Below are 10547 nucleotides of genomic sequence, written 5' to 3'. Positions count from 1 at the left end.
CCGCCACCGCTCGCCTACCAGGTCGCCCCTGGTAGGCGAGCGTCAGCCGCTAGACTCGACACAACCGTCGCGGGCGGCGCGCGGTGTATTCGACGAGGTCGGAGGTGTACCGATGGCGATGCCGTTGCCTCGTTCCGACTGCTGGACCGCCGCCGATCTCGACGAGATGCCCGATGACGGTCTGCGATATGAGGTGCTGAATGGTCAGCTCGTCGTGAATGCCGCGCCGAAGCCCATGCACCAATGGCTGATCAAACGGCTCACCCATGTTCTCGACGCCGTTGTGCCCGTCGACCGCGTGGTCCTCGACGGTGTCGGTGTACTCATCGGTGACGACGAGCCGATCCCCGACCTCATGGTGGCTTCCGGCTCGATCGACTGGTACGGGCGTGGGGTGCCGGTGGGGCAGGTCGAGCTGGCGGTCGAGGTCGTGTCCAAGTCGACGACCTTGCAGGACCGGCTGGTGAAACCGGTGCTCTACGCGCAAGCGGGTATCCCCACCTACTGGCGATTCGAGATCAACTCCTTCAAGGGCCGGTTCGCCGACGAGCAGATGCCGGTGCTGTTCGCGTACGCCCTCGGTCCCGAAGGGGAGTACGAGCAGACCCACCGCGCGGCGGCGGGCGTCCCGGTGTCGCTGCGCGCACCGTTCGAGGTGACCTTCGATCCCGGCGACCTGGTCCCGCGGTAGCCGATCAGCGCAGGGTGTCCAGGCCGTCGAGCAGCAGGTCCAAGCCGAAGGTGAAATCGGCGGTGCCGGAGTGGGATCCGGTGCTGACGAGGGTGGCCAGGGCGTGCATGTGGGGGTGGGTTTCCGGGGGGATGAGGGGGAGGAATTCGGTGGCGGCCGTGGCGTAGTCGGCGGGGTCGAGGGGGAAGTTGATGGCCTGGAGGGTGAAGCCGTAGATGTGGCTGTCCAGGGCGTTCCAGGCGTGGTCGGCCTGTTCGTAGGTGAAGCCGGCGGCGATCAGGCAGCCGAGGGTGGCGTCGACGTAGCGGAGCATGGCCGGGCCGACATTGATGCGGGAGCCGATCAGCCCGGTGGCCCAGCGGTGGCGCAGCAGGACCTCGTGGGCCGAGACGGCGCGGCGGCGTAGTTCGCCGCGCCAGTCGCCGTCGGCGCGGGGGACGTACATCTCGGCGACGACGAGATCGCACAGCCCGTCGAGCAGGTCGTCCTTGTTGGCGACGTGGTTGTACAGCGACATGGCCTCCACACCGACGACCTTGGCCAGCTTGCGCATCGACAGCGCCTCGAGGCCCTCCTGATCGGCGAGCCCGAGCGCCGCGCGCAGGACTCGTTCCCTGGTGAGCGGGGTACGCGGGACCACCGCGGCTCCTGACTGTCGTCCTTGACCAACTTACGGCGTAAGCGTACCGTCTGGACGTAGAGACTTACACCGTAAGTGGAGATGGGGCACTCATGACCGAGGTCGAGACGGCGACGATGACCGCGTGGGTGGCACCGCGCTACGGCGGCAGCGAGGTGTTGCGCACGGAGGTCGTTGCCCGGCCCACGCCGGGTGATCGCGAGATCGTGGTGCGGATGCGGGCGGCCTCGCTGTGTCGCGGTGACCTGCACCTGCTCACCGGCACGCCCTACCTGGTGCGGCTCGGCTTCGGGCTGCGCAGGCCCAAACATCGGGTGATCGGCCAGAGCCTGGCGGGTGAGGTGACCGCGATCGGACCACACGTCACCGAATTCAGTGTCGGTGACCGGGTTTTCGGTGAGGTACCCGGCGGCGCGTTCGCCGAGTACGTGGCCGCGGCGGTCGACTGCTTCGTCCGTGTCCCGGCGGGCGTGAGCATGGAAGACGCTGCCGCGATACCGGATTCGGGGATGACCGCACTCCAGGGACTACGCGACCTCGGCAAGGTCGGCCCGGGTACTCGCGTCCTGGTCAACGGCGCGTCCGGTGGTGTCGGCAGCTTCGCGGTACAGATCGCCAGAACGCTGGGTGCGCACGTGACCGCTGTGTGCAGCACGCGCCACCTGGAGATGGTGCGCGGCATTGGTGCCGACGCCGTGATCGACTACACCACAACAGATCTCATCCGTGCCGGCGAAACCTACGATGTCGTCTTCGACCTGGCGGGCAATCGCACAGTCCGCGAGTGGCGACGGGTGCTGACCCCGGACGGCATCTTCATCTCCTCCTCGGCCGCCCTCGGCGACGACTGGATCCGTCCGGTCGCCTGGATCGCCCAGGTGGCACTCACCGACCTGTTCGTCCGCCAATCCATCAAGGCGCTGCTGATGCGGCCGTCCGCCACGGACCTCGAACACCTGGCCACGCTGGCCGCGAGCGGGCAGGTGCTTCCGGTGATCGAGCGACGGTTTCCGCTGGCAGAGGCCGCGCGGGCCGTGGAAGTCTATGCGCGCGGGCATGCTTCGGGGAAGACGGTCCTGTATTCTGGCTAGTGGACGAAGGGGAGGGTCATGAGCGATCAGCACGGTGCAGAGGCGGACCCGCGGGCGCAGTGGCGGCAGTTGCCGCCGCAGCCCGAGCGGCTGATCGAGGAGACCGCGGTGGACACCAGCGCGACCGAGCACGGCTTGCCCGCTATCGACCTCACCGAGGAATTCGTCCGCAAGTACGGACTCTGAGCGGAGGCGGGCGTTAGGCGCTCGTGTCGTGTGACTCCCGGTAGCGGGCGACCTTGCTGAGGTTGCCGCAGCGATCCATCGAGCACCATTTGCGGCGGCCGGGGCGTGAGGCGTCGACGAAGAGCAATCCGCAGTTCTCGGAGGCGCACACACGGATGCGGTGAGCCAGGGGGCCGGTGAACAGGTCGATCGCGTCGCGGGCGAGGGTCGACAGTGCTGCCCCGGCGGTGGGCGCGGGGTAGCTCGTCGTCAGGTTCGCGGTGAGGTGGGGTGTCAGGGGCGGCTCGCTCGCGGCATGGTTGATCGTCTCGATATCACCGGCGGACAACGGGTTTCCCGCGGCGTGTCCGAAGGCGCTGCGCGAGAGGGCGGTGCGGAGCACGCGGAAAGCGGCGAGGTCGGCGTCCTCGGCGGTGATGTCGGGGATCGCGAGGATGACGCTCAGCCAGCGGCCCAGGTCCTCGGCATCGTGCACGATCTCCCAGGCCGCCAGCTCCCCGTCGCCACCGGTGTGCACCAGGTCCAGGCAGGGGCGACCGGTCTGGAAACGACGGCGCACGGCGGGCGGGAGAGATTTTCGCTCTTGCATGACACCAGTTTAACTGGTTACGGTAGGCGCATGGCAATCGCGACGTACATCAATCCCGACACTCTGCACAGCAACCCCGCGTTCTCCCAGGTGGTGCGCGTTCCCGCCGGGGCCGACCTGATCTACATCGGTGGACAGAACGGTGTGGACGCCACCGGCCGGGTGGTCGGCCCCGACCTCGCCTCGCAGGTCCGCCAGACCCTGGTCAACCTGCGGGCCTGCCTCGCCGCCGCCGGCGCCGAGCCCGCCGACGTGGTCAAGTGGAACCTGCTCATCAAGGAGGGCGAGAGCCTGCAGGACGGCTTCGCCGCCTTCGGTGCCGCCTGGGACCGCACCCCGCATCCGCCCGCCATCACCTTCGCCTTCGTCTCCGGCCTTGCGGTCGAGGGCGCGCTCATCGAGATCGAGGCGGTCGCCGCCGTCACCGGGTGAGCGCGCGCCCGAACAGGGTGCCGACCGTCGCCGCCATCGCGGCGGCACCGGCATCGTTGAGATGCATGCCGTCGCCGCTGTCGAACTCGGCGCGCAGATGGTCGGGGCGGGCCGGATCGGCCACCGCGCGATCGACATCGAAGATCGAGTCGAATACATCGGTGGCACGCAACCATTCGTTGACGGCGGCCCGGGTCGGCTGGGTTTCCAGCAGCGGCATGCCGGGGTAGACGCAGCCCGCGTAGGGGCCGATCGTAGCGGCGTGGACGCGCAGACCGGCGGCGTGCGCGCGGGTCGCCAGGTCGGTGAAGGCGGTGATCAGGTCCTCGGCGGTCGCCGGGGGCTGACCGGCCTGGGCGCCAAGAATCAGATCGTTGATACCGAAGTTCAGCAGCACATCGGTGACGCCGGGGACGGTGAACGCGTCGGAATCCGCTCGGGCGAGGCCGGATTCGCCGATCTCCTCGGCGGTGAGACGGTTGCCGGAGATGCCGTTGTTGACCACCCAGCCGTGGTCGAGGCGGGCATTGAGCGCGTCGATCGATCGGCGATTGGTGCTCGGCGTGGTACCGAAACCCTCGAACCACGAGTCGCCGAGGGCCACGGCCACCGGGGTGTCGGTGGGCGCGAGGACGTCGATGCCGGTGATGAAGAATCGCGCCGGAACCTCCTGTGCCGCCGTGAGTTCTGTGTCGGCGGTGCGGTCTCCGGTGGTCACGGAGGTGATCTCGCCCGGCTGATGCGAGAAGGTCGCCGGGCCGGTGGGTTCGGGCAGGTACAGGCTCAGCATCAGGTCCGTACCCGCGTCGACCGGAAGATCGATCGGATCGCTCACCAGGTCGGCGCCAGGGGCGATCACCGCACTGCCCGCGCCGTCGAAGAGCACCTGTCGCGCCGTGTCTGCGACGATCGCCGACCCGGTCTCGCGGAGGGCGACCCGTGCGGTGCCGATCGTCAGCGGGGCGGTGCCGTAGCGGTTGGTCAGCCGCACGCGCACCGCGTCGCCACCGCCGGCCAGGTGCAGGATCTGGCGGACGGTCTCGTCGGCGAGCTCCCGTGATTCGGCGAGCTTGATCTGCTCGTACGGGCTGATCACGCCGGTGCGGAAACCGGCGACCCAGGTGTGGTGCTGCATGATCACTCCAATAGTTGCTGAGAGGAATATTGCGTAGACATAGATCTACCCGTAGATATTCCTCATGTCAACTATCCGCACGGCAAGTATCGGCTAGGGTGGGTGACATGTCCGCGCAAGAACTCTTCGACGATCCCCGGCTGACCAGCGCCGGTCTGCTCTTCGAGGCGAACAGTGGCCTCCTCGCGAAACTCGAACCCACCTGGAACGCGCACGGCCTGTCCGGCCTCGATCTCAACGCGCTCATGCGGCTGAGCAGGTCGGCGGGCCGTCGGCTGCGGATGTCGGATCTGGCGACGCAGACCGAGCTGTCCACCAGTGGGGTGACCAGGCTCGTCGACCGGCTGGCCAGGGCCGGGTTGGTGGAGCGGCAGCTCGACCCCGCCGATCGGCGCAGTGCCCACGCGGCACTCACCGAGGATGGGGTCCGTCGCCTCGAGCAGGTGTTGCCGGACTATCTGACCGCGCTGGACCGCTGGCTGACCGGATTGCTGACGCCGGAGCAGCTCGAGGGGCTGGTCACCGGGTTGCGCGTCATTCGCGATGCCACGAATCCGGCGGCGACGGCGCTCGCCGACGCGCGCGCCGCCGAAGACGGCTGACGCCGCTCGTCCCGGCTTCAGTCGGTGAGTTCGCCTGCTGTGCGCCAGGATTGGCGTTCGGTGGCGAAGGCTCGGGCCTGCACGGCGCGGAAATCCGCGATGTCGGCGGCGTTGTCGGTGAGGAAGCGGCGATAGTCGGCCAGGCGGAACTCGCCGTCTTCCGCGGTGACATCCACCTTGCCCGCCGCGAAATCCGCGCGCAGGTCGAGCAATTCGTCGGCCTCGACGGGGTACCAGCGGATGCGGTCGAAATAGCGCAGCAGCCAAGGTGTTTCGGTGGCGAAGTGGTCGACGCCGGGGCCCGCCGTGCCGGTGGGGCGGGCGCGATGGTTCCAGACCTGGGTGGTGCGGCCCACGAACTGGTAGCCGCCGGGGCCCTCCATGCCGTAGATGCACAGGTAGGCGCCGCCGATGCCGACGGCGTTCTCGGGAGTCCAGGTGCGGGCGGGGTTGTACTTGGTGGTGACCAGCCGGTGCCGGGGGTCGGTGGGCGTGGCCACCGGGGCGCCCAGGTACACATCGCCCAGGCCCAGGACCAGGTATTCGGCGTCGAAGACGGTGCGGTGGACGTCCTCGACCGAGGCCAGGCCGTTCATCCGGCGGATGAACTCGATGTTCCACGGGCACCAGGGGGCATCGGCGCGCACGCCGTGCATGTAGCGGGTGATGGCCTCGCGCGTGGACGGGTCGTCCCAGGACAGCGGCAGGTGGACGGTGCGGCTGGGCACCACCAACTGATCGGAATCGGGCAGCAGCGTCTCGGCTTCGGCGAGCAGGTCGAGCAGCTGGGGGACGGGCAGGACGGCGGGGTCGACGCGGATCTGCAGGGAGCGGATGCCCGGGGTGAGCTCGACGATGCCGCGTGGCCGGGCCGCGATGAGGTGCTGGTGCAGGGCGTGGACGCGGGCCCGCAGGCCGAGATCGAGGGTGAGGGTGCCGTATTCGACCAGGACACCGTCATCGCCCTGGCGGCGGTAGGTCACGCGAGTCTCGTCGTCGGCCTCGGTGCGGCGCAGGACGCCGTCGTCACCGTCGCGGCCCGCCGAGAGGACGGTGCCCAGTGAGGCCCGGCGAGCGGGGCCGAGTTCGGCTGCGGGAGCGGCTTGTTCGGCGCGCACGGCGACGAAGCGCACGGTGTCGCCCGGGGCGAGCTGGCCGAGCTTCCAGCGTTCGGCGGCGACGACGGTGACCGGGCAGACGAAACCGCCGAGGCTCGGGCCGTCGGGGCCGAGCAGGATCGGGGTGTCACCGGTGAAGTCGAGGGCGCCGATCGTGTAGGCGTTGTCGTGGATGTTCGACGGGTGCAGTCCCGCTTCGCCGCCGTCGGTGCGGGCCCACTCCGGCTTCGGGCCGATCAGGCGCACACCGGTGCGATCGGAGTTGAAATGCACCTCGTAGTCGGTGCCGAGGATGGTGTCGAAGTCGTCGCGGGTGAAGAACTCCGGAGCGCCGTGTGGGCCCTCCGTGACAGCCAGCTCCCAGCGGCGGCCGAAGGCCGGGATGTCCGACATGGGGACGGCCGGTGCCAGGCGGGCGGTCGCCTCGCCGAGTGGCAGGGTGTCATCGGCCCGTAGCGCCGACCCCGTTCCGCCGCCGAACTTTCCGAGGGTGAAAGTGGCCGCGCTGCCGAGGAAGTGGTCGACGGCGATGCCGCCGGAGATCAGGATGTAGGTGCGCATGCCGGGGCCGCGGATGGCACCCACGTCGAGCAGGCCACCGGCGGGGATCTCGACGGTGCGCCACTGTTCGACCGGGTGCCCGTCGACGCGCACGTCGGCGACGGCGCCGGTCACGCACACCCAGGTCGCTTCGGTGAACCGCAGGGCGGGACCGCCGAGGGTGCATTCCAGCCCCGCGGCGCCCTCGGGGTTGCCCAGGACGCGGTTGCCGAGGCGGAACGAGAGGTCGTCCATCGGGCCGGACGGCGGAACACCGATGTGCCAGTAGCCGATTCGGCCGGGCCAGTCCTGCACGGTGGTCTGCATCCCGGGGCGCACGACCTCGACGCGTCGGGTGGGTGTCTGCGTCGAGAGCGCGATATCGGTGCTGGTTGCCGGTGCGGGGTCGGTGTCGGGCGTGCGGATCGCCTGCTCGGTGACGAGGCTCATCGCGTCACCACCATGCGGACCGGCGTGGGGTCGAAACCGTTGCAGGGGTTGTTGATCTGCGGGCAGTTGGAGACCAGGACCAGGGTGTCGATCTCGGCGCGCAGGGTCACCTTCTTGCCGGGGGCGGACAGGCCGTCGACGATGCCGAGGGTGCCGTCGGCCTCCACCGGGACGTTCATGAACCAGTTGATGTTCGACACCAGATCGCGCTTGCCCAGGCCCCATTCGAGCGCGGCGGTGAGGAAGTTCTCGACGCAGGCGTGCTGGTGCCGGGTGTGGTGGCCGTAGCGCAGGGTGTTGGATTCCTGGGAGCAGGCGCCCGCGATGGTGTCGTGATTGCCGACCTCGTCGGCGAGCACCGTCATGAGCGGGGTGCCCGCCTCGGTGCGCAGCACGCTGCCGGTGGTGAGGAAGATATTGCGCTGGGCGGCGATGGTGGCCTGGGCGCTGTAGCGGTCGGTGCGGTCGGCGGTGGAGTAGAGCAGGCAGTCCACGGCCTGGTTGCCGTGCAGGTCGATGATCTCGAGCTGGTCGCCCGCGCGGACGATCGCCGACCACGGCGCCTGGGCGGGAACGGTCTCGTCGAGGACGACGGTGCGGGTCGCGGCGGTCATGCCGGCACCTCCTGGTTCAGCGCGGCCGCCCAGGCGGCTTCGGTGTTGTCCACGGCCCGGCGGTATTCCGGGTCGTCGTTGGGCAGGGCGGCCAGGTCGGCGGGGGAGGACCAGGCCACCAGGTCGAGCTCGCCGGTCGGGCGATCGTCGAGGGGATGCGCGGCGGTGGCGACCAGCAGCGTCACCGGCAGGTGGATCAGCAGGTCGATCGCGGAGCCCGGCTGCGCGTTGCCGGTCGCGACGAGACCACCGTCGGCCTCGACGCGGACGCCACGGAACAGCGAGATCGACGGGCCGATATCGCGGGGTTCCAGGCCGTGTTTGGCCCCGGCCAGGTGGAGCTGGTGGCGGCCGCCGGTGCCGGGGCCGCAGAGCGTGTCGTGATGGCCGGACGAATCGGTGAGCACGGTGGCGAGCACCCGGCCCTGATCGGAGAGCAGGGGATGGCCCGCGCTCAGGTACGCCTGCCACGGCACCTTCACGGTGTCGGCGACATTGAGCCGCTCCCACGGCGCCTCGGCGCGCAGCAGGAACAGGTGCGCGCAGGTGGTGCCGGACGGGTCGGCCAACCGCACCCGGGTGCCCCGGCCCAGGACGACGTTCGCGTAGCCGCCGGACGGAATGCGCTGGGCGAGAACGACTGCGGCGGGATCGACCCCGGCGGGGGTATCGGGCCGCGCGAGGGTCGCCGCGGCGGCCTGGGCGCGCGCGTGGGCGCGGGCGCCCTCGGTGGACTGGGTGCTTGTCATAGCGATCTCCTCGGTGAGTACAGGTTCGGCGGCTATGCGGCGACGGCCGCGGGCTCGACGCCCGGGGCCTCGTTCGCGCCCGCCACGACGAAGCGGTAGACGATCGCGCCCGTCGCGAGGATGACCAGCACCGAGAGCGGACCGGCCCACAGCTGCCACCAGCTGCCGCCCTCCGGGGTGTAGACCTCCGGGCGCGGCCAGGCCAGGTTGACCACCATGGCGATGCCCCAGACCACCGCGAGCGCGTTGACCGGGACACCCCAGCGGCCCAGGGTGAACAGTGACGGGTCGTCCACGGCGGGCAGGCCCTTGATCCGGCGCAGCAGCAGCGGCACCGTGACCAGCAGATACGCCACATACAGGCTGACGATGCACACGCTGGCCAGGGTGGCGAAGATGGCCGGATTGCCCAGGTTCAGCACCAGCAGGCCGATGCCGAGCGCACCGATCACGACGGCGGGCCAGACCGGGGTGCCGAAGCGCGGGTGCACGGTCGAGAGCGCCTGGGAGAAGGGCAGTTTGCCATCGCGGGCCATCGAGAACATCAGGCGTGAACCGGCGGTCTGGATGGCCAGCGTGCACACGATCACCGCGACCGCGACGCAGCCGAGCAGCACCGAACCGGCGGGACTGTTCAGCTTCGCCGTGATGACGTAAGCCAGGCCACCCGAAGCCAATTCGCCGTCGGACAGGCTCGGTGCCGCCATGAGCGCGCCGATCAGCATGAGCCCGCCACCGAGCGCCGACATCGACAGTGCCAGCAGAATGGTGCGCGGCGCCACCCGGCGCGGATTCTTGGTCTCCTCGGAAAGCTCACCGGCGGAATCGAATCCGACCATCACATAGGCGGCCATCAGACCCGAGACCAGGAACGCCGCCCAGTACGGGCCCGGCGCGGCCTGATCGGTGTGCAGCACCACATCGGGGCCGCGCTCGGCGCCGGTGAAGAACAGCGCGATGATCGCGAGCACGCCGACGATCTCGATGGTGACGCCGATGGAATTGATCCGGGCCATGAGATCGATGCCGATCACATTGATCGTGGTGGTGAGCACCAGCAGCACGCTGCCCAGGAGCACGGCGTTCATCGCGCCGTCGCGGGAGGTGAGCGCGGTGTCGGTGCCGATGATCTGGAAACCGCTCCAGATCGAGGGCAGCACGACCTGGAGCGCGATCGCGGCCGCCGCGGCGGTGACCACCTGCGCGATCACCATCATCCAGCCCGCGAACCAGCCGATCAGGCCACCGGCCAGGCGCCGCGACCACTGGTAGATACAGCCCGAGATCGGGTATCGGGCCGCGAGTTCGGCGAAGTTCAGCGCCACCAGGAACTGGCCGGCGAAGACCAGCGGCCAGGTCCAGAAGAACGCGGCGCCACCGAAGCCGTAGCCGAAGCCGAAGAACTGGAAGATCGTGGTGAGAATCGAGACGAACGAGAAGCCCGCCGCGAAGGAGGCGTAGCGGCCCAGTTTGCGATGCAGTACGGGCTCGTAGCCGAATCGGGCGAGATCGGCACTGTCGCGGCCGGTTCCGGGCGGGACGACGGGGGAGTCGAGAGTCGTGGCCATATCGGTGTCCTTCGGCGGTGCGGCCAAATATCTATCAGTCGATAGTTTTGCGCGCGCGATCGCTCGAACGGTGTCGTGCGTGTATCGACTGTGGGGCTCCCGGTTACTTCTGCGTTGCCCAGGTTTCTGTCGAATGACAGGA

Annotated in this window: 12 protein-coding genes; 5 read left to right on the top strand and 7 right to left on the bottom strand. The window is 69.4% G+C overall.

What is annotated here, in order from left to right; genetic code table 11:
* Positions 1-118: 118 nt before the first annotated feature.
* On the top strand, positions 119-691 hold the full coding sequence (locus ACFC06_RS13935) for a Uma2 family endonuclease (RefSeq protein WP_375930103.1): 573 nt from the start codon (positions 119-121) through the stop codon (positions 689-691).
* Positions 692-695: 4 nt separating this feature from the next.
* Here ACFC06_RS13935 and ACFC06_RS13930 read toward each other — a convergent pair whose 3' ends face one another.
* On the bottom strand, positions 696-1331 hold the full coding sequence (locus tag ACFC06_RS13930) for a TetR/AcrR family transcriptional regulator C-terminal domain-containing protein (protein WP_375930102.1): 636 nt from the start codon (positions 1329-1331) through the stop codon (positions 696-698).
* Positions 1332-1423: 92 nt separating this feature from the next.
* Here ACFC06_RS13930 and ACFC06_RS13925 point away from each other — a divergent pair, with 92 nt between their 5' ends.
* Positions 1424-2422 (top strand): NAD(P)-dependent alcohol dehydrogenase, encoded by a 999-nt coding sequence (locus ACFC06_RS13925; protein WP_375930101.1) that lies wholly within the window; start codon positions 1424-1426, stop codon positions 2420-2422.
* 18 nt (positions 2423-2440) lie between these two features.
* Positions 2441-2608, top strand: coding sequence for a hypothetical protein (locus ACFC06_RS13920; protein ID WP_375930100.1), 168 nt, complete (start codon positions 2441-2443; stop codon positions 2606-2608).
* 13 nt (positions 2609-2621) lie between these two features.
* On the opposite strand, the gene ACFC06_RS13915 is transcribed toward ACFC06_RS13920, so the two are convergent.
* Positions 2622-3197 (bottom strand): CGNR zinc finger domain-containing protein, encoded by a 576-nt coding sequence (locus ACFC06_RS13915; RefSeq protein WP_375930099.1) that lies wholly within the window; start codon positions 3195-3197, stop codon positions 2622-2624.
* A gap of 30 nt (positions 3198-3227) precedes the next feature.
* On the opposite strand from ACFC06_RS13915, the gene ACFC06_RS13910 reads away from it, so the two are divergent.
* A complete protein-coding gene (locus tag ACFC06_RS13910) occupies positions 3228-3629 on the top strand; it encodes a RidA family protein (RefSeq protein WP_375930098.1) in 402 nt (133 codons plus the stop codon).
* Here ACFC06_RS13910 and ACFC06_RS13905 read toward each other — a convergent pair.
* The gene (locus tag ACFC06_RS13905; RefSeq protein ID WP_375930097.1) at positions 3619-4764 is read right to left on the bottom strand and encodes a GDSL-type esterase/lipase family protein; all 1146 of its coding nucleotides are present in this window, start codon (positions 4762-4764) and stop codon (positions 3619-3621) included. The two genes, ACFC06_RS13910 and ACFC06_RS13905, sit on opposite strands and share 11 nt — an antisense overlap.
* Before the next feature lie 107 nt (positions 4765-4871).
* Between ACFC06_RS13905 and ACFC06_RS13900 the strand changes: the two genes are divergently transcribed.
* Positions 4872-5366, top strand: coding sequence for a MarR family winged helix-turn-helix transcriptional regulator (locus tag ACFC06_RS13900; RefSeq protein ID WP_375930096.1), 495 nt, complete (start codon positions 4872-4874; stop codon positions 5364-5366).
* Between the two features lie 17 nt (positions 5367-5383).
* On the opposite strand, the gene ACFC06_RS13895 is transcribed toward ACFC06_RS13900, so the two are convergent.
* The 4 genes from ACFC06_RS13895 to ACFC06_RS13880 form a co-directional block, all read right to left on the bottom strand.
* The gene (locus ACFC06_RS13895) at positions 5384-7351 is read right to left on the bottom strand and encodes a 5-oxoprolinase/urea amidolyase family protein (protein WP_375935477.1); all 1968 of its coding nucleotides are present in this window, start codon (positions 7349-7351) and stop codon (positions 5384-5386) included.
* Between the two features lie 119 nt (positions 7352-7470).
* Positions 7471-8088 carry an urea amidolyase associated protein UAAP2 gene (locus ACFC06_RS13890; RefSeq protein ID WP_375930095.1) on the bottom strand — a complete coding sequence of 206 codons (618 nt, stop codon included), beginning with the start codon at positions 8086-8088 and terminating at the stop codon, positions 7471-7473.
* A complete protein-coding gene (locus ACFC06_RS13885; RefSeq protein WP_375930094.1) occupies positions 8085-8837 on the bottom strand; it encodes a DUF1989 domain-containing protein in 753 nt (250 codons plus the stop codon). Before ACFC06_RS13885 ends, ACFC06_RS13890 begins: the two co-directional genes overlap by 4 nt.
* A gap of 32 nt (positions 8838-8869) precedes the next feature.
* Complete coding sequence (locus ACFC06_RS13880) at positions 8870-10405, bottom strand: amino acid permease (RefSeq protein ID WP_375930093.1); 1536 nt, start codon at positions 10403-10405, stop codon at positions 8870-8872.
* Positions 10406-10547 lie beyond the last annotated feature (142 nt).

Source organism: Nocardia sp. NPDC056064, from assembly GCF_042266925.1.
Taxonomy (GTDB): domain Bacteria; phylum Actinomycetota; class Actinomycetes; order Mycobacteriales; family Mycobacteriaceae; genus Nocardia.
Note: the sequence above shows the minus strand (reverse complement) of the source record. Positions and strands in the feature narration are given on the sequence as shown.

Bases quoted from the DNA above. Each gene is read 5' to 3' on its own strand.
- ACFC06_RS13915 (WP_375930099.1), bottom strand. From the start codon at position 3,197: ATGCAAGAGCGAAAATCTCTCCCGCCCGCCGTGCGCCGTCGTTTCCAG.
- ACFC06_RS13900 (WP_375930096.1), top strand. From the start codon at position 4,872: ATGTCCGCGCAAGAACTCTTCGACGATCCCCGGCTGACCAGCGCCGGT.
- ACFC06_RS13895 (WP_375935477.1), bottom strand. From the start codon at position 7,351: ATGCAGACCACCGTGCAGGACTGGCCCGGCCGAATCGGCTACTGGCAC.
- ACFC06_RS13925 (WP_375930101.1), top strand. From the start codon at position 1,424: ATGACCGAGGTCGAGACGGCGACGATGACCGCGTGGGTGGCACCGCGC.
- ACFC06_RS13920 (WP_375930100.1), top strand. From the start codon at position 2,441: ATGAGCGATCAGCACGGTGCAGAGGCGGACCCGCGGGCGCAGTGGCGG.
- ACFC06_RS13880 (WP_375930093.1), bottom strand. From the start codon at position 10,405: ATGGCCACGACTCTCGACTCCCCCGTCGTCCCGCCCGGAACCGGCCGC.
- ACFC06_RS13905 (WP_375930097.1), bottom strand. From the start codon at position 4,764: ATGCAGCACCACACCTGGGTCGCCGGTTTCCGCACCGGCGTGATCAGC.
- ACFC06_RS13910 (WP_375930098.1), top strand. From the start codon at position 3,228: ATGGCAATCGCGACGTACATCAATCCCGACACTCTGCACAGCAACCCC.
- ACFC06_RS13890 (WP_375930095.1), bottom strand. From the start codon at position 8,088: ATGACCGCCGCGACCCGCACCGTCGTCCTCGACGAGACCGTTCCCGCC.
- ACFC06_RS13885 (WP_375930094.1), bottom strand. From the start codon at position 8,837: ATGACAAGCACCCAGTCCACCGAGGGCGCCCGCGCCCACGCGCGCGCC.
- ACFC06_RS13935 (WP_375930103.1), top strand. From the start codon at position 119: ATGCCGTTGCCTCGTTCCGACTGCTGGACCGCCGCCGATCTCGACGAG.